General features: G+C 66.8%; 18 protein-coding genes. 12 read left to right on the top strand and 6 right to left on the bottom strand.

The window, feature by feature from the left end; genetic code table 11:
• The first annotated feature begins 85 nt into the window (after window positions 1–85).
• The 4 genes from ACESMY_RS06385 (at window position 86) to ACESMY_RS06400 (ending at window position 2,230) form a co-directional block, all read left to right on the top strand.
• Complete coding sequence (locus tag ACESMY_RS06385) at window positions 86–745, top strand: ArsR/SmtB family transcription factor (RefSeq protein WP_372783344.1); 660 nt, start codon at window positions 86–88, stop codon at window positions 743–745.
• A gap of 213 nt (window positions 746–958) precedes the next feature.
• The gene (locus ACESMY_RS06390; protein ID WP_372783346.1) at window positions 959–1,255 is read left to right on the top strand and encodes an ArsR/SmtB family transcription factor; all 297 of its coding nucleotides are present in this window, start codon (window positions 959–961) and stop codon (window positions 1,253–1,255) included.
• A gap of 1 nt (window position 1,256) precedes the next feature.
• A complete protein-coding gene (locus tag ACESMY_RS06395) occupies window positions 1,257–1,733 on the top strand; it encodes an SRPBCC family protein (protein WP_372783348.1) in 477 nt (158 codons plus the stop codon).
• 104 nt (window positions 1,734–1,837) lie between these two features.
• The gene (locus tag ACESMY_RS06400) at window positions 1,838–2,230 is read left to right on the top strand and encodes an MAPEG family protein (protein ID WP_372783350.1); all 393 of its coding nucleotides are present in this window, start codon (window positions 1,838–1,840) and stop codon (window positions 2,228–2,230) included.
• A gap of 98 nt (window positions 2,231–2,328) precedes the next feature.
• Here the strand turns inward: ACESMY_RS06400 and ACESMY_RS06405 are convergent, their stop codons facing one another.
• The 3 genes from ACESMY_RS06405 to ACESMY_RS06415 all read right to left on the bottom strand — a co-directional run bounded on the left by ACESMY_RS06405 (window position 2,329) and on the right by ACESMY_RS06415 (window position 4,485).
• Entirely contained in the window at window positions 2,329–2,466 is a 138-nt protein-coding gene (locus ACESMY_RS06405) for a hypothetical protein (RefSeq protein ID WP_372783352.1), read from the bottom strand.
• A 157-nt stretch (window positions 2,467–2,623) separates the two neighbouring features.
• Window positions 2,624–3,733, bottom strand: a complete 1,110-nt coding sequence (locus ACESMY_RS06410; RefSeq protein WP_372783354.1) for an EamA family transporter — start codon at window positions 3,731–3,733, stop codon at window positions 2,624–2,626.
• 221 nt (window positions 3,734–3,954) lie between these two features.
• The gene (locus ACESMY_RS06415; RefSeq protein WP_372783356.1) at window positions 3,955–4,485 is read right to left on the bottom strand and encodes a hypothetical protein; all 531 of its coding nucleotides are present in this window, start codon (window positions 4,483–4,485) and stop codon (window positions 3,955–3,957) included.
• A gap of 62 nt (window positions 4,486–4,547) precedes the next feature.
• Here ACESMY_RS06415 and ACESMY_RS06420 point away from each other — a divergent pair, with 62 nt between their 5' ends.
• From ACESMY_RS06420 to ACESMY_RS06450, 7 genes are all read left to right on the top strand, one after another.
• A complete protein-coding gene (locus ACESMY_RS06420; RefSeq protein WP_372783358.1) occupies window positions 4,548–4,913 on the top strand; it encodes a hypothetical protein in 366 nt (121 codons plus the stop codon).
• A 71-nt stretch (window positions 4,914–4,984) separates the two neighbouring features.
• Window positions 4,985–6,220, top strand: coding sequence for a TolC family protein (locus ACESMY_RS06425; protein WP_372783360.1), 1,236 nt, complete (start codon window positions 4,985–4,987; stop codon window positions 6,218–6,220).
• The gene (locus tag ACESMY_RS06430; protein ID WP_372783362.1) at window positions 6,217–7,683 is read left to right on the top strand and encodes an efflux RND transporter periplasmic adaptor subunit; all 1,467 of its coding nucleotides are present in this window, start codon (window positions 6,217–6,219) and stop codon (window positions 7,681–7,683) included. Before ACESMY_RS06425 ends, ACESMY_RS06430 begins: the two co-directional genes overlap by 4 nt.
• Window positions 7,680–10,826, top strand: coding sequence for an efflux RND transporter permease subunit (locus ACESMY_RS06435; RefSeq protein WP_372783364.1), 3,147 nt, complete (start codon window positions 7,680–7,682; stop codon window positions 10,824–10,826). The genes ACESMY_RS06430 and ACESMY_RS06435 overlap by 4 nt, the downstream gene beginning before the upstream one ends.
• A gap of 2 nt (window positions 10,827–10,828) precedes the next feature.
• On the top strand, window positions 10,829–11,188 hold the full coding sequence (locus ACESMY_RS06440; protein WP_372783366.1) for a copper-binding protein: 360 nt from the start codon (window positions 10,829–10,831) through the stop codon (window positions 11,186–11,188).
• A 310-nt stretch (window positions 11,189–11,498) separates the two neighbouring features.
• Entirely contained in the window at window positions 11,499–13,820 is a 2,322-nt protein-coding gene (locus tag ACESMY_RS06445) for a nitric-oxide reductase large subunit (protein WP_372783368.1), read from the top strand.
• Entirely contained in the window at window positions 13,817–15,028 is a 1,212-nt protein-coding gene (locus ACESMY_RS06450) for an NnrS family protein (protein ID WP_372783370.1), read from the top strand. The genes ACESMY_RS06445 and ACESMY_RS06450 overlap by 4 nt, the downstream gene beginning before the upstream one ends.
• 441 nt (window positions 15,029–15,469) lie before the next feature.
• Here the strand turns inward: ACESMY_RS06450 and ACESMY_RS06455 are convergent, their stop codons facing one another.
• Entirely contained in the window at window positions 15,470–15,721 is a 252-nt protein-coding gene (locus ACESMY_RS06455) for a hypothetical protein (RefSeq protein ID WP_372783372.1), read from the bottom strand.
• A 201-nt stretch (window positions 15,722–15,922) separates the two neighbouring features.
• Between ACESMY_RS06455 and ACESMY_RS06460 the strand changes: the two genes are divergently transcribed.
• Window positions 15,923–16,297 carry an MmcQ/YjbR family DNA-binding protein gene (locus ACESMY_RS06460; protein ID WP_372783374.1) on the top strand — a complete coding sequence of 125 codons (375 nt, stop codon included), beginning with the start codon at window positions 15,923–15,925 and terminating at the stop codon, window positions 16,295–16,297.
• 80 nt (window positions 16,298–16,377) lie between these two features.
• Here the strand turns inward: ACESMY_RS06460 and ACESMY_RS06465 are convergent, their stop codons facing one another.
• Together ACESMY_RS06465 and ACESMY_RS06470 are read right to left on the bottom strand one after the other, a co-directional pair.
• The gene (locus ACESMY_RS06465; protein WP_372783376.1) at window positions 16,378–16,824 is read right to left on the bottom strand and encodes a group II truncated hemoglobin; all 447 of its coding nucleotides are present in this window, start codon (window positions 16,822–16,824) and stop codon (window positions 16,378–16,380) included.
• Window positions 16,825–17,181: 357 nt separating this feature from the next.
• Window positions 17,182–18,339: an IS110 family transposase gene (locus ACESMY_RS06470; RefSeq protein ID WP_372783378.1), complete on the bottom strand. Its 1,158-nt coding sequence runs from the start codon at window positions 18,337–18,339 to the stop codon at window positions 17,182–17,184.
• Window positions 18,340–18,505: the final 166 nt, after the last annotated feature.

Below are 18,505 nucleotides of genomic sequence, written 5' to 3' on the forward strand. Positions count from 1 at the left end.
CAGAATCGGGGGCCCGTCTTGACCACGGGAGCCATCGCTTATATTCAAGAACTCTCTTGAATGAACGTCAACCCCGATCTGGAGCTTGGCCCTGGGCGCTAAACTCGATCTCTTCGCCGCCTTCGCCGACATTGCGCGCGGCCTGGGCAACGCCCACCGCCTCGACCTGCTGGAGCATCTGGCCCAGGGTGAAAAGAGCGTCGAGGCGCTGGCCGCCAAGACCGGCCTGACGTTTGCCAACACCTCGCAGCACTTGCAGGCCTTGCGCCGCGTCGGCCTGGTGATCGGCGAGCGCCGCGGCAAACAGGTCGTCTACCGATTGTCCGGCGACGACGTCCTGGACCTGATGGCGGCGTTGCGCGCCGTGGGCGAACGCCACGCGGATGCGGTCCAGACGGTGGTGAGCGACTACTTCGAGGCGCGCGACGCTCTGGAAGCGGTACCTTTCGCCACCCTGGAACAGCGCATGGGGGATGGCCTCGTCACGCTCATCGACGTGCGTCCCGCCGACGAATTCGTCGCCGCCCACGTGCCCGGCGCACGGAATATCCCCCTCGCCGAACTCAGGGCGCGCCTCGACGAAATCCCGCCTGGCGCCGAGGTCATCGCTTACTGCCGGGGCCCCTGGTGCGTCCTGGCGTTCGAGGCGGTGGCCCTGTTGCGCGAAGCCGGTCGCGACGCCCGGCGGCTTGACGGGGGCCTACCCGAATGGCGGCGCGCGGGGTTGCCGGTCGAGGTCGCCTGACGTTCGGGCTGGGTCGTAACCGAAGCTCGGGAAGGCCTTGCCCGCGACCAGTTGCGGATCATGGGACAGCGGCAAGAGGGGAGGCCTGTCGCCGTGCGGGGTCGCGCGCCTAAGCACCTTCTCCGACCTGAATGGATTCGCCGCTGTGCAAGCTGGATTGCCGCCTCGAATTCCGGTTAGGATTTACTTACGGTAAGTGATATGTGACCCTTTATGGATGGATGGAGCGCCCTTGCTGACCCCACGCGGCGAACGATCCTGGAGCTCGTCGCGGCCCGCCCGCGGGCTGTACGCGAGCTTGCGGATCGCCTTCCCGTGAGCCGGCCCGCGGTTTCCCAGCACCTCAAGCTGCTGAAGCAGGCGGGCCTTGTCATCGACGAGGCGGCCGGCGCCCGGCGCATCTATCGCGTCAACCCCGCGGGCCTGGCCGCGCTTCGCGCGCAGCTCGACCGGTTCTGGGGTCAAACCCTCCTCAACTTCAAACAGATCGCCGAGCAAGAGGATCAATAGCATGAGCATCGACGCTGACCCGGCCACCGTCACCACGGAGATCACGCTGGAGGTTCCCCTCGAGCGCGCTTTCCGGGTGTTCACGGAGCGCTTCGACCAGATCAAGCCGCGCGAGCACAACATGCTGGGCGTCGATATCGCCCAGTCGGTTTTCGAGCCCAAGGTCGGCGGTCGCATCTTCGATCGCGGCGTCGACGGTAGCGAGTGCCAATGGGGCCGAGTGCTTGCCTACGAGCCGCCGACGCGCCTGGTCTTCACCTGGGACATCAGCCCTCGCTGGCAGATTGAAACCGACCCCACCCACGCTAGCGAAGTGGAGATCCGCTTCATCGCAGAGGGCGAGCGGCGCACTCGGGTGGAGCTGGACCACCGCAACCTTGAGCGGCACGGCGAGGGCTGGCAGGGCCTGGCCGAAGGCGTCCGGGGCGATCAGGGCTGGCCGCTCTATCTCCAGCGGTTTGCGGAGGCTGCGCGCTAAGCCGCCAATCCAACGCAAGTCGAACCGAGACCAACGCCTCGGTCCGACTTGTTTGCGCCGCAGCGGACCGCGCACGGCCCGCAGCACCCCCACAGGGAACGAGCATGCCACCCTACACCGCACTCGTGACGCTGCTCGCTGTAGTGCTCTATTTCGCCTTCGCCTTGCGCGTCGCCAGGGCGCGTGGCCGGTTTGGTGTCGGCCTTCCGGCCACCTCGGGCAACGCGGACTTCGAGCGCATCTTCCGGATCCATCAGAACACCAACGAATGGCTGCTGGTCTTCCTGGTCCCGCTATGGCTATGCGCCCTGTCGCTGAGCGATGTGGGCGCCGCCGCGCTTGGAGTCGTTTGGCTGATCGGGCGGATCATCTATGCTGTTGGCTATACCCAGGCCGTTGAGAAGCGTTTGCCCGGCTTTTTCATCCAATCGAGCGCCTGCATCTTGCTCTTCCTGTGGGCGACCATCGGCGTCGCGAGACACCTCCTCGGCGGTTAGCGTGATCTGCCAGGCGGACCATCTGAACGTCCGCAATGGGTGGATCGCGATCTTTGGGTCTCAGTTCGAAAGCGGACCGCCCGCACGCCCGCGATAAGTCAGATGCGAACGTCGGCGCTGCCCTTAGTGGGAAACGTCACGCCTGTTGTGGCCTCGGGATCATGGGCCAGGGCCTCTCGGGTGGAAGAGGCAGCATCACCCTGCTCGCCACCGCGCTGGCCGAAGGCGTCGGCCATGTGCCGCTTCCGCCCGGCTCGCGGCCGTCCCGACAGGAGCGGGGTCTTGGATGGCGAACCTTCTGGCCGGGCGACCGCGTCGGCCCGGCAGCCTTCACACCAGCGCCCTCGGCCGCAGGTCCAAGCGCGCGCGGGACTGTGGTCCTACGCCAGCCGCTTAAGGCGGGTGAGCGTGGTCGTGCCGGTGATGCAGGTCGGGGAAATGGGCATGGCTATGCGCCAGGCGCGTGTGCGTGTGGCGGTGAGTGTGCGGCTCGGCGGGCGGTTCGCCAGCCGCGTGCGTGTGTTGGTGATGCTCGTCGTGAACGTGCGGGTGCTCGTGTTCCAGCGGCTCATGGATGTGCTCGTGTTCATGCCGCTCCACGAGGTGCAGGTAGAGACCCCCCGCCATGAGCAAGGCGGCGGCGATGAGCCGCCAGGTTACGGGCTCTCCGAACATCGCCACCGCCAGCAGCGCGCCAATGAAGGGCGCCGTCGAGAAGTAGGCGCCAGTTCGCGCGGTTCCGAGGAACCGCAGGGCGAGGACGAACAGCACCAGGCTCACGCCATATCCGAGGAAGCCCACGACGCCTGCCCCGGCGAGCAGGAGGCCGGTCGGAAAGCGAGCGCCTCCGACAATCGCCAGGGTCAGGTTTACCGCACCGGCGGCGAGCCCCTTGACCATAGCGATCTGTACAGGGTCGGAAGCGCTGACCCCGCGCGTGAGGTTGTTGTCGATGCCCCAGGCGAGACATGCGCCGGCGATCAGGACCGAGCCGAAGCCGAAGCCTCCGAACTGCGAGCGACCATGCCATGACAACAGGAGCGCCCCCGCCAGAATCGCCGCGGCGCCCAGCAGCAGGCGCCGATCCACATTCTCGCGGAACGCCAGCCAGGCGATGACCATGGTCGCCAACCCCTCGAGGTTGAGCAGAAGGGCGGCGCTGGCGGCCGGAGTTGTCGAAAGGCCGAGCATCAAGAGCACCGGACCGGCGATGCCGCCCGAGAGGACGACAAGAGCCATCCTGCCCCAATCGCCGCGCGCCAGCGGCGCCTCCGACGAGGGCCGCCGGACCAGCCGCCGGCCATAGTGCAGGACCGCCAGTCCCAACCCGGAGCCGAGATAAAGGAGCCCCGCCAGCAGCCATGGACTGACCCCGCCGCCGAGCAGCGCCTTGGCGAGCGGCGTGCTCGCGCCGAAGAGCGCAGCCGAGGTGATCGCCAGCGGCGCGCCCGGCCACGCGAGCAAACTCTTGATCGAAGCCAGCGGCCGGTCCTCCAGCGTCAACTCTACATCGTCACCCTAGAGCCATCGGGGTCGCGCAGCAGGACGACGCGACCATGCCACCGCCACAGCCACAGCCACAGCCACAGCCACAGCCACTCCGGCGAGGCCGACCACCGTCGCCAAGGGAAGCTGTTTCATCGCTCAGATCGCATGGGGATAGAGCCGCTTCAAGGCGGCGGCGCTGAAGGTCACCCCGTGCCGGAGATGCTGCAGGCGGCCGGTTAGCGGATGCTGTGGCCGCCACTGCGGGCGATAGGGTGACGCAGCATCGCATAGAGGATGATCGGCAAGCCCATCAAGGCCGGACCAAGCCAGTAAGTGAGCGGCGGGAGTGAACTCCAAACCGGAAGGATTTTGCCGTTGTCCACATAGAAGGCGGTCAGCAACACCACGTACGAACCGCCCATGCCCGCGATGTGGAGCCGCGGCCAAGCCCGCCAGCGACGCTTAAGAGCGGTTCGACCAAACAGGCCCAGCAGGAAGGCCAACGCGCCAAGACCGAACAGCAGATGGTCTTCGGCCCAACGCATTGCCGACAAGCCGGACGCCGACACGAACACCGCGGCGAGACCCCAAAAGTAGACCGTGCCGAAGTCCGAATGACGGCCGTGGCCCTTGGGGCACAACATGGCGATGGCCCCGGCGACCACACAGACTAGGCCGGCGAGTATGTGGAGCCCGACGATGGCCAGGAAGAGCGGAGAGGTCGAGGGGATCGGAATGCCGGCCATGACGGTCAGGGGATCGGCCATTGGGTCTCCGGCAGACAGCCGAGCCTTGCGCTCAAGGTCTTCACTCTCCATCCTAGGGTAGCATGCAGCGCGTCCGTGTCCTTCTCGGCCTGCTCGCCGCGATCATCCTGATGGTCGGCGGAGCGCCCGCGAGTGCGACTTCGAACCCCTGCAATCCCTGCCCGCCCGATTGCCCGATGATGGCGCAGATGGCCCAGGCCGGCGCGATGGCTGACCACCAAGACCAGGCGCCAGGGAAGAGCGGCAGGGCCGAGACGCCCTGCAAATCGACGGCGGTCTGCCAGACGGCCTTCGCCGTGCCGCTGCTTCCGCAGACAGCGGTCGAGACGGTCCTGCTCGCTGAAACCACCGCGCACGATCTCGTCGGCGCGCTCGCGGCCCCCTCGCGGCCCCCCGACCCGACGCTGAGGCCGCCCATACAGCTCTGATCTCCTCGTGACCCGGCGGCTCCAACCGCCGGACCTTGGCGCATGCGCGCCGTCAACAGGACTTTAAGAGCATGTCTCCCATTCGATGGCTGCCGACCCTCGTGGTCGCCGCGGCCCTGGCGAGCCCGGCCCACGCCGGACCGCTCACCTTCGCCCAGGCGCTGGATCGCGCCGCCGCGGACGCGCCCAGCCTTCAGGCCGCCGCGCTGCAAACCGAGGCCGCTCGGGCGTCCGCACGCGCCGCCGGCGCCTTGCCTGATCCGAAGCTGAGCGTCGGCGTCGAGGGCTTCCCGATCTCCGGCCCGAACGCTGGCCACCCATCGCGCGACGACTTCTCCGACGTGAAGGTCGGGATCATGCAGGACGTGCCGAACAAGGGACGCCGGCAGGCGGCGGTGGCGGGCGCAACCGCGGCCGTATCGCAGGCTGAAGCCGCTCGGCTTGTGGAGCTGCGGAAGGTCAGGGTGGCGACTGCCCTGGCCTGGATCGACGTGGCCTACGCAGAGCGCCGCCTCGCTGCGGTGGATCAGGTTCTGACCAGCCTGCGCCCGCTGTGGGAGGCGCAACCATCCGCCGTCGCGGCGGGCCGCCAGCGGCCGGGGCAAGCGCTTTCGCCGATCCAGATGCGAGCGACGCTGGAGGATCAGCGCACCGAGCGGGTCGCCAACCTGGCTCGCGCTCGCGCCGAGCTGACGCGATGGACAGGCGAGACCGCACCCTCCGTCATAGGCGCCCCGCCGGCGTTCAACATCGATCCCACCGGATTGCGCGCGGCGCTGGAGACCAACCCCACATTGTTGGCCTATCACTCGGCCGCCTCCCGCGCCGACGCCGAGGTGAACGCCGCCAAGGCCGCCGAACATCCGGACTGGGGATGGGAGGTCGCCTACCAGCGCCGCGATCCCAGGTTCGGCGACATGCTGTCGGCAGGCGTGACCATGAGCCTTCCGCTGTTCGCTAGCACTCGGCAGGAGCCCTTGCTCGCGGCGCGGCGGGCCGACGCCTCCCGCGTGCATGCCGACCGGGAGGACGCCCGGCGCGGTCTGGCGGCTCTGCTCGACGCCGACCTGGCCGACCACGAGATGCACCACGAGCGATGGATGCGCACGACGGGCGTGGTGGTCCCGGCGGCCAAGCAACGGGCCGACCTTGAGACCGCCAGCTACGCCGCGGGCACGGCGACCTTGGCCGATGTCCTCGACGCCATGACTGCCCTGGCCGACGCCAAGCTCACCGCCCTGGAACGCGAGGCGACGGTCGTCCGCGATGGCGCGCGCATCGTCCTGACCTATGGGAGCGACCAATGAATCCCCGCCTGATCCTTTTCGCGGCGGCCGGCGCCGGCCTGGTCGCCATCCTCGGCTTCGGCGTCGGGCGGCTGACGGCGACGCAGCCCAGGGCCGCCCTTCCGGTCCAGCAGAGCGCGCGTCGCATTCTCTACTGGTACGACCCGATGATCCCCATGGAGCGCCACTCCGGCCCGGGCAAATCGTCGATGAACATGACGCTCATCTCGAAATACGCGGCCGAGGCGCCCGGTGCGGCGGGCGTACAGATCGATCCGGCCAAGGCGCAGAACCTTGGCGTCCGGCTCGCAACCGTCGAACGCGGCGCCCTCCCGGGCGGCGTCAACGCCACCGGCGTCATCGCATTCAACGAACGCGACGTGGCGGTGGTGCAGGCCAAGGCCGCGGGCTTCGTGCAGCGGGTCTACGGCCGCGCGCCCGGCGACACCCTGGCGGCCGGCGCGCCGCTGGCGGACCTTCTGGTTCCCGAATGGGCCGGCGCCCAGGGCGAATATCTGGCCGTGCAGCACACGGGCGATCCGGCGCTGATCCAGGCTTCGCGCGAACGCCTGAAGCTGCTGGGAATGCCGCCTTCGCTCATCGAGGCGGTGGAGAAGACCGGCCATGCCCGAAGTGTCGTCACCGTGTCCACACCGACCGGCGGGGTCATCAAGACGCTGGGCGTTCGCAATGGCATGTCGGTCATGGCCGGGCAGACACTGGCGGAGGTCAACGGCCTGTCGCGGGTCTGGCTGAACGCGTCAGTTCCGGAGGCCCTGGCCGGCCAAATCCGGCCCGGCGAGAGCGTGACGGCGACGCTGGCCGCCTATCCCGGCGAGACCTTCAGCGGCCGGGTCACGGCGATCCTGCCGCAGACCGACGCCACCAGCCACACCCTGACGGCGCGCATCGATCTCCCCAATCCGGGCGCACGGCTGCGCCCCGGCATGTTCGCCTCGGCTCAGTTCGGCGGCGTGAGCCAAGCGGCCTTGCTCGTGCCTTCCGAGGCCGTGATCCGCACCGGTGCGCGGAACCTCGTCATGCTCGCCCAGCCCGGCGGCCGATACGCGCCGGCCGAGATCAGGATCGGGCGCGAGGGCGGCGGCAAGACCGAAGTCCTGGCCGGCCTTTCCGAAGGCGAGAAGGTGGTGGCCTCGGGCCAGTTCCTGATCGACAGCGAGGCCAGCCTTTCCGGCATTCAGGCGAGACCCGCCGCGAGCCCGCCATCGCCGATGGCCTCGCCGGCCAAGACCCCAGCCCTCTACGAGAGCGTCGGCCGGGTCGAGCAGATCGGCCCGGCCTCCGTCACCCTGTCGCACCAGCCGGTGCCCGCCATTGGCTGGCCCGCCATGACCATGACCTTCAAGCTGGCCAGCCCGGCGCTCGCCCAGGGCGTCGAGGTCGGCGACCGCATGGCCTTCGCCTTCGACCAGCCACCGGCCGGACCGACTGTGCGCCGGATGAGCAAGGCGACCGCGCCATGATCGCCGCCGTCATCCGAGCCGCCGTCCGCGGCCGTGTCTTCGTCCTGCTGGCGGCGCTCGCCCTACTGGCAGTCGGGGTGATCGCGGTGCGCTCGACGCCGGTGGACGCCCTGCCGGACCTCTCCGACGTTCAGGTGGTGATCCGCACGAGCTACCCCGGCCAGGCGCCGCAGATCGTCGAGAACCAGGTCACCTATCCGCTGACCACCACCATGCTCTCGGTTCCGGGCGCCAAGACCGTGCGCGGCTATTCCTACTTCGGCGACAGCTTCGTCTACGTGATCTTCGAGGACGGGACAGACCTCTACTGGGCGCGCTCGCGGGTGCTCGAATACCTAAACCAAGTCCAGAGCCGCCTGCCCGCCGCCGCCAAGCCCGCGCTCGGGCCGGACGCCACCGGCGTCGGCTGGATTTACGAATACGCGCTGGTGGACCGCACCGGCCACCACGACCTCTCACAGCTCCGCAGCCTTCAGGATTGGTTCCTGCGCTACGAGCTGAAGACTTTGCCGGGCGTCGCCGAGGTCGCCAGCATCGGGGGCATGGTGCGCGAATATCAAGTGGTGCTCGATCCGGCGAACCTTGCCGCCTACGGCGTCACCCACCAGCAGACCGTCGAGGCCATTCAGCGCGCCAATCAGGAGACCGGCGGCTCGGTGTTGGAGATGGGCGAGGCTGAATACATGGTCCGCGCCTCGGGCTATCTGAAGACCCCTGACGACTTCCGCGCCATCCCGCTGCGCACGGCGGCCGGTGGCGTGCCCGTGCGGCTGGGAGATGTGGCGACCATCCAGATCGGGCCGGAGATGCGGCGCGGCGTCGCCGAGCTGAACGGCGAGGGCGAGGTGGCCGGCGGCGTGGTGGTCCTACGCTCGGGCAAGAACGCCCGGACCACGCTCACCGCCGTCAAGTCAAAGCTGGACGAGCTGAAACGCAGCCTACCGCCGGGCGTCGAGATCGTGACCACCTACGACCGCTCGCAGCTCATCGACCGCGCGATCTCCAACCTCAGCGAGAAGCTGGTCGAGGAGTTCGTCATCGTGGCCCTGGTCTGCGGCCTTTTCCTTTGGCACGCCCGCTCGGCGCTGGTGGCGATCCTGACCTTGCCGCTGGGGGTGCTCTTCGCCTTCATCGTGATGCGGGTGCAGGGCGTGAATGCCAACATCATGTCGCTGGGCGGCATCGCCATCGCCATCGGCGCAATGGTCGATGCGGCCGTTGTGATGATCGAAAACGCCCATAAGCATGTCGAGCGATGGGGACACGAGAACCCCGGCGCCGACCTACCGAACGAGACCCGTTGGCGGCTGGTGACCGACGCCGCGGCGGAGGTCGGCCCGGCGCTTTTCCTGAGCCTGGTGATCATCACGCTGAGCTTCACGCCGGTGTTCGCGCTCCAGGCGCAGGAGGGGCGGCTGTTCTCACCGCTCGCCTTCACCAAGAGTTACGCCATGGCCGGCGCGGCGATCCTGTCGGTGACCCTGGTCCCGGTGCTGATGGGCTACCTGATCCGGGGCCGCATCCCTGCGGAAGACGCCAACCCCCTGAACCGCTGGCTGAGCGCCATCTACCGCCCGGCCATCGACTGGACCCTGCGAAAGCCGAAAACCGTCCTGCTGCTGGCCCTGATCGCCTTCGCGACCACCGCCTGGCCGCTCACCCGGCTTGGCGGCGAGTTCATCCCGCCGATGGACGAGGGCGATCTGCTCTACATGCCTTCGGCCCTGCCGGGCCTCTCAGCCGAGACGGCCTCGGAGCTGCTTCAGCAGACCGACCGCCTGATCCGCACCGTGCCGGAGGTAAAGACCGTCTTCGGCAAGGCCGGGCGCGCGGAGAGCGCCACCGATCCGGCGCCGCTGGAGATGTTCGAGACCACCATCCAGTTCAAGCCGCGCGACCAGTGGCGGGCCGGCATGACACCCGAAAAGTTGGTGGATGAGCTGGACCGCGTGGTGAAGGTCCCGGGCTTGGCCAACGTCTGGGTGCCGCCGATCCGCAACCGCATCGACATGCTGGCCACCGGCATCAAGAGCCCCATCGGGGTGAAGGTCTCGGGGACCGACCTAGCTCAACTCGACCGCGTTGCCGGAGCTGTCGAGGCGGCGGCCAAGCGCACCCCCGGCGTCAGCTCCGCCCTCGCCGAGCGGCTTGCCGGGGGCCGCTACGTCGACCTGACCATCGACCGCGCGGCGGCGGCGCGCTTCGGCCTGAACATCGCCGACGTGCAGGAGATCGTGGCCGGCGCCATCGGTGGACAGACCGTGGGCGAAACCGTCGAGGGGGTAGCGCGCTTTCCGATCAGCGTCCGCTACCCGCGCGAGCTGCGCGACAGCCTGGACGGGCTGAGAACCCTGCCGATCCTGACGCCGGCCGGACAGCAGATCACGCTTGGCGCGGTCGCCCAGGTCCAGATCGCCGATGGGCCGCCGATGCTGAAGACCGAGAACGCTCGGCCTTCGACGTGGGTCTATGTCGATGTGCGGGGCCGGGACCTCAACTCGGTGGTCACCGATCTGCGGCGGGCGGTGGCGAAGGACGTACCGCTCCCGCCGGGCGTCTCCGTCGCCTACTCGGGCCAGTTCGAATACCTCCAGCGCGCGGCCGAAAGGCTGAAGCTGGTGGTGCCCGCGACACTGCTGATCATCTTCCTGCTGCTCTACCTGACCTTCGGGCGGCTCGATGAAGCCGCGCTGATCATGGCGACCCTGCCCTTCGCCCTGACCGGCGGCATCTGGACCCTCTACCTGCTCGGCTACCACCAGTCCGTCGCCACCAGCGTCGGTTTCATCGCGCTGGCGGGTGTCTCGGCCGAGTTCGGGGTGGTGATGCTGATCTACCTGAAGCACGCCCTGGCCGAGCGGGGATCCGATCCGAACGACGCCGATCTGACCGCCGCGGTGCGAGAGGGCGCGCTGCTCCGTGTGCGACCCAAGGCCATGACCGTCGCCGTGATCCTGGCGGGTCTTGCGCCCATCCTGATCGGCCATGGCGCAGGCTCGGAGGTCATGAGCCGCATCGCCGCCCCGATGATCGGCGGCATGCTCACCGCTCCGCTGCTCTCGATGCTCGTCATCCCGGCCGGCTACCTGCTGCTGCGCCGCCGACGCACAAACTCTGCCCCATCTCAATCCCAAAGGAGTTGACCATGAGAACCCACATCCTGACCCTCGCCGCCATCCTGACACTTGGCGCGGCGCACGCGGCCACTGCCGCCCCCGATCCGGCCATGGCCGACATGAAGGGCATGGCCATGCCCGCCTCTGCCACCAAGACCGGTAAGGGCGTCGGCGTGATCACCGAGATCGACGCCAAGGCCGGCGCCCTGACGATCAAGCACGGGCCGATCCCCTCCCTCGGTTGGCCGGCCATGACCATGGGCTTCCACGTCAAGTCGCCAGCGATGCTGAAGGGCCTCAAGGTCGGTCAGAAGATCGGCTTCGACGCCAACCAGGGATCCGGGCTGCCCGAGATCACCGCGATCCGCACTCCATCGAGGTCGACCTAATTGCTGCCGAACGTCGGCAATGCGCCCCGTAGCGGACCCTCAACCAAGGTAAGCGCACGGTCGCGCCTATGCCGATGCCTTCCGCTGTCGCCGTCTTGCTTAAGAACGGGGATGCGCGGCCGGCAGAACTCGGCAATGCAAATACCGCTGTCATCCAACGGGTCGCCGCTCTATCATTGATTAGAGGCGGAGGCGCCAAGTCCTCCGGTATCCGGCCAGTCCGGATGATGCCCGGGCCCGCCCGCAAGACCGGCGGCAATGCACCGAAACTGGCGCGCGACCCGACACGTCCCTCGGGCGAGGGACGGCTATGTCTGACTACGCCTCCGAGTTTTCTATTCGCCGTCTGTGGATCATCTTCGGCGCGAGCATGGCGATCATGTTCGGCGCCCTGCTCTGGTTCGGCGGCGAAATCTATCATACCAAACCGCCACTGCCGGCCGCCGTGCGGTCAGCCTCCGGTCAGATCGTCTACACGGGCGCAGAGATCCAGCGCGGCCAGGCGGTCTGGCAGTCGACCGGCGGCATGCAGCAGGGCTCGATCTGGGGCCATGGCGGCTATGTGGCGCCCGACTGGAGCGCGGACTGGCTGCATCGCGAGGCGCTCGCCCTGCGCAGCCGGCTGGCAAGTTCAGATTTCGAGGCCCTGACTGAACCCGATCAGGCGCGGGTCGGCGCCCTGCTCAGGCGGGAGATGCGCACCGGCGGATACGACCCGCGCACCGCCGAGATCTCCGTCAGCGACGCGCGGGCGGCCGCCATCGCGGCGACCGCCGCGCACTTCGAGGGCCTGTTCACCAACCGCACCCCCGCCGACCAGCATCTGCGTGAGCTTTACGCGATGCCGCAGAACGCAACCCTGACCGCAAGCGAAGCGCATGCGCTCGGCGCGTTCTTCTTCTGGACATCTTGGGCGACAGCGACCGAGCGACCAGGGCAGGCGATCAGCTACACCAGCAACTGGCCGCATGAGCCGCTGGTCGGCAACACCCCGACCGGCGCGATCTTCCTCTGGACCTTCATCTCGATCTTCGTGCTGCTCGCCGGCATAGGCGGCCTGGTCTGGTACTACGCGCGGGAATTCGATGTCTGGCGGCGCGACACGGAGCCGCTCGAAGGCTTCGCGACGACCGACTTGTTCGGCACGGCCACGATCACGCCCTCAATGCGCGCGACCGCCAAATACTTCTTCGTCGTCACCGCAATGCTCTGCGCCCAGGTGCTGCTCGGCATCGTCACCGCCCACTATGCGGTGGAGGGGCAGGGTCTCTACGGTCTCCCGCTGGCCGAGTATTTCCCTTACGCAGTCACCCGCACCTGGCACACCCAGCTTGCGGTGCTGTGGATCGCCACCGCCTGGCTGGCGACGGGTCTCTATGTCGCACCGCTGCTCGGTGGCCGGGAGCCGAAGTTCCAGCGCTTCGGTGTGAACTTCCTCTTCGTCAGCCTGCTGGTCATCGTCGTCGGCTCCTTTGCCGGCGAGTGGGCTGCGATCAACCGCCAGATCCCGGTCGGGACGATCAATTTCTGGTTCGGCCACCAGGGCTATGAGTACCTCGACCTCGGCCGCTTCTGGCAAATCTACCTGTTCATAGGTCTGCTGCTCTGGGTCGTGCTGGTGCTGCGCGGAGTCTGGCCGGCGCTCAGGGAAAAGGCCGGCCGCTCGCTGGTCTTTCTCGTCGCTATCGCAACAGTCTCGATCGGCCTTCTGTTCGGAGCCGGGCTCTTCTACGGCGAACACACCCACATCTCGGTCATGGAGTACTGGCGCTGGTGGGTGGTCCACCTGTGGGTTGAGGGCATCTTCGAGGTCTTCGCGACCGCGATTGTTTCCGCCCTGTTCGTGAAGATGGGGCTGGTGCGGATGTCGGTCGCCGCGACATCGGTCCTGCTCGCGACGATCATCTTCCTCGGCGGCGGCGTGCTCGGCATGTTCCATCACATCTACTTCAGCGGCACGCCGACCGCGGTGATCGCCTTGGGCTCGGTGTTCTCGGCGCTGGAGGTGGTCCCGCTGATGGTCGTCGGCTTCGAAGCCTATAACCGCCTGAAGTTCGAACACCGGCACGGCTGGCAGGAGGTCTATCGCTGGCCGTTCGCGTTCTTCACCAGCGTGTTGGTGTGGAATCTCATCGGCGCGGGGCTTTTCGGCTTCTTCATCAACCCGCCGCTCGCGCTCTATTACATGCAGGGGCTCAACACGACCGCTACCCATGCGCATGCCGCCCTGTTCGGCGTCTATGGCATGCTCGGAATCGGCCTTACTTTGTTCTGCATGCGCGGCCTGTCGGACCCGGCCCGCTGGAGCAACGGCCTGCTCCGGACGTCCTTCTGGTGCCTCAACGTCGGTCTGGCGATGATGGTGTTCCTCTCGCTCTTCCCGCAGGGGCTTATCCAGACCTACCAAAGCTTCACCCGCGACTATGCCTATGCGCGCAGCGCCGAGGTCATTCACAGCCCGCTCATGCAGGCGCTGGTCTGGATGCGGGTGCCTGGGGACGTTGTCTTCACGGTGGGGGTCGGCGCCTTCGCCATCTTCATGGTGCGCGCCCTGTTCGGCCGCCACCGGCGCGGCGAGACCGCCGACACGCCGGCTCCGGATCTCGAGCCGGTGATTGCTCGTCGCCCATGACGGCCCACGACGAGCGTCTATTCGCGCGGCGTCGCGCGAGGATAGCCGGCTCGCCGCCTTTCCTCCGCGGCGGCTTTCGGCCGTTCTTCTTCTTCGGTTCCGCCTGGGCAGCGATCGCACTCGTACTCTGGCTGATGGCCGCATTCGGCGGGCTCAACCTTCCGTCGGCCTTCCAGCCGCTGGTCTGGCATCGGCACGAAATGCTGTTCGGCTTCGTCGGCGCGATCATCGCCGGATTCCTCCTCACCGCGATTCCGAACTGGACCGCTCGCCCGCCGATCGCCGGTTGGCCGCTGGCCGCCCTGGTCGGGTTGTGGGCCGCGGGACGCATGGCGGTTCTCGTCTCAGGATGGATTGGCCCGGCCCCGGCCGCTGTCGTGGATGTCGCCTTCTATATCGTGCTCACCGGGGTCGCGGCCCGCGAGGTTCTGGCGTCAAGGAATCGCAACCTGCCCATTGCGGGACTCGTCCTGTTGTTGGGAGTCGCCAACGCCGCCGATCATGCCGGCGCCGCGGGACTGTTGTACGATGCGGACTTCGGCATACGGGCGGCGCTGTCCGTTGTCGCGATGATGATCTCCGTGGTCGGCGGGCGCATCATCCCCGCATTCACGCGTAACTGGATGGTCAAGCAAGGCATCTCGGATCGTCTTCCGGCGCAGCCGACGCGCTTTGACCTATCGGTGCTGGCGGTGACGGCTGGGAGCCTCCTGGCCTGGGCCGCCCTGCCGGCATGGGCGCCCTCAGGATGGATGCTCGCCGTCGCCGGATGCGCCCAGGCGCTGAGACTGTCACGCTGGGGTGGACTGAGGAGCGCGCGCGATCCCCTCGTTGTTATTCTGCATGTCGGGTACTTCTGGCTTGCGGTCGGCCTGTTGCTGTTAGGCGCGAGCATCATCGTCACGTGGATTCCCCGGTCGGCCGCGATCCACGCTCTGACGGCCGGCGCCATGGGGACGATGATCCTTGCGGTCATGACTCGCGCGATCCTGGGCCATACAGGCCGCGACCTCGTGGCCACACTGCCAACCACCCTCTTCTTCGGGCTGATTACCGTGGGGGCCGCCGTTCGCGTGGCCACGCCGTTCGGCATTCTCGAATATTCCCTCGGGATTGAGATTGCGGCGATAGCCTGGGCAGGAGCCTTCGTCCTCTTCCTCTTTGCATTTGGTCCCCTCATGTTCCGGTTCCGAGTGGATGAGGCGTGACGCGGGCCGAAACCGACCTCTGATAGAGGTCGACGCCGAACGTCAGGATTGCCCGAAAGCTGACCTTCCGAACGCCCGCATAGAGTCGAGGCTGTGTAAAAACTCGTCTCGGCGAAAATCCCGCGCAAGTTCCAACCGCGCCCGGCCGCCTACGCGATGATGCTTTGCGCAGAGTGGTCTTTAGACGCTGGCGGCAGGCAAATTGTTGCGCCGAACATTGCGTCGTTCGAGTTTTTACACAGCCTCAGTCATCAGGAGGCGTTCGACCGGATCGTTATCAATGTCCGCTAATCCCCCTTAGCGGACATTCAAAGGGTCGGCTTCTAGGCGGCGTGGCTAAATGTCGGCTTTCGGGCCAGAAGGCGCTATTGCGAGTCCGACCGGGGCGCCACCTTCCAAAGCTATCGATCGGCCGTGGACGCCGACCTCCGGGGCCACCCTCTAGCGGGCGATCCGTTGGAAGCGGACCCGGTCCTGGCCCTTGTGCAGATGGGCGTGGTAGCCGGCGGCGAGCCAGGCTCTGCACTGGACGTGTGTCGTGTCCCCTCTCGTTTCATTGCCCCACCATTCGGGCCGCTCCGCGCTCTTTGGCAGAAGAGCGGCCAGGATCCGCTCGATGTCCCGAAAACTCATCTCGTAGCTCGCCGTCGTTTGGCGTTTGAGGTGAGTTTCCAGGGGATCGTACTTGGCCATGAGGATCGCTTCGGTGGTCCGTGATCGACAACATAAGACCCGGGTTCATGGGGATAGCTAGACCTGGAGGGGAACGCCTTGTATGGGGAATTCTCTGTCAAGCCCCTGCGAGCAGACGTTCTGAAGTCCCGAGAAAGGTGGTTCGCGGACCTGACCCGTGCAAACCTGGGGTCGCAGAGGCGTGGACCGAAGACAATGCGGATGGAAGATTTCGATACGCTTTGTTCGTCGTTTCCCGGAGCGGGACTTACTATCCAATGGGGCGGAAGCCACGTTTACAAAATAGGGGGAAAGATATTCGCCATGGCAGGTCTGCCGGAGCCTGATGCCCCACTATCGGTGATCTTCAAGACTTCCGAGATCACGGCGCACATACTCCTGGAAGCCGGCAGTGCCCGGAAATCATCATATTTGCCCCAAGGCAACTGGCTCGAAGTGAGTGGCTCGGCCATGTCAGCCGCCGACTTGGCCGATTACCTTCGCCAGTCTCACGACTTTGTCGGCCAAACTCTCCCGAGGCGGATACGCTCCGGCTTTGGGGTCGGCGACTCGTCCGCTAAGGTTGGAAAACGATAGTTGCCGGGGCTACTTCCCATCACCTCACGATGCGCTCGGCGCGAGCTCCAGAGTCGGGCAGCTCCTTTTAGATTTTGGTCCTAGCTTTGAAGTCCGTCCCAGGACCAGCGAGGAATATCGAGACCCTTCGGGACGTCGTCGGCAGAATGGTGGTACCGCGCCATCGTTGTCGTTGTAGCCCAAGCAAAGTAACCACTTAGTACCCGTCGAACATCGTCATTCGTCAATCCGACATCTGCCAGAGCTTGGTTGAAGCAAGCAATCGCGCGACGATCCATTTCGTCATGCTCCCCGTTACCACTATGCATTCTTACAACGGAGGTCTCGTTGCCGTAGCGGTCGGAATAGGTGCTGGGTCCTCCCAGGGCCTCCGCCCAATAGGCCGCGAGCCGCTCGGCGTGGTCGGCGCGGAAGACATGGCTGAAGGCATGCGAGACCACCTCGTCGGCCATCACGCGCCTGTGCCACGCGCTCGCAAGATTGCGCAGTCCATCATCGCCACCCGCGGCTTCAAAGACAGTTTGCATACTCAATCATCACGCGGCGGGAGCACTTCCGCAATGGGCGGGCTTTGCCGTGGTTTCTCGGCGCCGAGCCGACGTGACAGGCCAACGGAGACCATCGTCTTCAGATCTCGATCCGAGGGGAGTTCGCTGTCGGGCGCGATAGTCGCACCGCAACCTTGTATTCGGTTAGGTCCGCTGAGGACCTGGACCATGAAGCAGCCATTCGCTTCGAGTGCGAGGCTCCGAGGCGGCGGGCACATTCTTCCCTCGGCGTATTGGCCACGGCGTTCCTCGTGTCACCGCCACCTCGGATCTAATCGACGACGTCTGCGCCTGCGATCGCCGTCTAAGCTCTGTCCCTGCTGGCCAGCGCCTCCCTCAAGCCGCCCGCATGACTAGGCCGTCGGGCACGGTACCGGTCGTGACAAGCCGCCAGAAGGCGATCAGCAGCTTGCGGGCCAGGGCGACGATCATCGTCTTGCGCCGGGTCGGGGCCGCCGCGGTTCGGTAGCGATACCAAGCCGCCAGGCCGCTGCCCTTCTGGAACATCAGGAATCGCCAAGCTAGCTGGATCAAGCCGCGGCGGACGCGGGCGTTGCCGGACTTGGCCAATCCCTTCTCTCGTCGCCGGGCGCCGCTCTCGTCGGGCGATCCCGTCAGCCCCGCGTAGCGGGCCACCGCTCGACGGTCTCGCAGTGGTCGCGACAAGACTTCCTGGACCAGCATGTCGGCAGTTTCGATGCCGACCCCGACGACGCGGGCGAGAAGTACGACCATGGCGTTAGCCCGCGAGTGCGGCGCGTGCTGCAGGCGCTCCAGCCTATCGCGCTCGATGGCCTCGATCTGCTCACGCACGACCGCCAGGCGCGCTAGGTCCCGGCGGATCTCGTCCAGGGTGTTCGGCGGCAGCGGTGTGCCCTCCGGCATGACCAAGGTCTCAAGCTGCTTGGCCGCCCTGCGAAGGGCGGGGTTGAAGCCTCGAACGCCCAGCCTGAGCAGCCCAGACCTTACGCTGTTGATGATCCGAGTGCGCTCGCCAACCAGGCTCTCGCGCTCCCGACTGGGCCGCTTGGCGTCCTCCTCCTCGAGGCTGGGGATCGCGACCATGCTGCAGTGCCCACGTTCGCCGCGAAGCCAGGCGAAAAACACACGCACCAGCATGGCGGAATCCAGACGATCGGTTTTTGAGCGGCGATGCTCTCGCGACACCGCCACGCTGGTCGGATGGATGACGTGGGTCTCGAAGCCTCGAGCTTGCAGCCACCTGGCCAGCCAGAATCCATCGCGGCCGGCCTCGTAGGCGACGATCATCCGGCTGATCGACCGGCCGGCACTCTCGGCTTCGACCCGCCAGCGCGTCAGCAGCTGCTCCAGCGCCACCGGGTCGGGGTCCAACTTCTTCAGCGGCCGGCGCGCAACGCCCGGCAATGTGCCGGCGACCAGCCAGCTTGCGTTACTCAACTCGATCACCGCGACCACTGCGGACTCTTGGTCAAAGGCCACAAGCGAACGGCTCAGATCATCGAACGGCTTCATCGGGGGCGTCTCCGTCGGGTGGAAGATGCGACGATGCTCTCAGATCTTCAGCACCGGCCCCATAGCTTCTTCCCCTGTGGCCGCGCCCTTGCGTCGCGGCCGACCCCTTCTCTCATGTCCATTTGTCAAGCTGTGAGGCACGGTGAAGCGCCCGGCCGATGGGCCG

Source organism: Phenylobacterium sp. (assembly GCF_041691455.1).
In the GTDB taxonomy this organism is placed as follows: Bacteria; Pseudomonadota; Alphaproteobacteria; order Caulobacterales; family Caulobacteraceae; genus Phenylobacterium.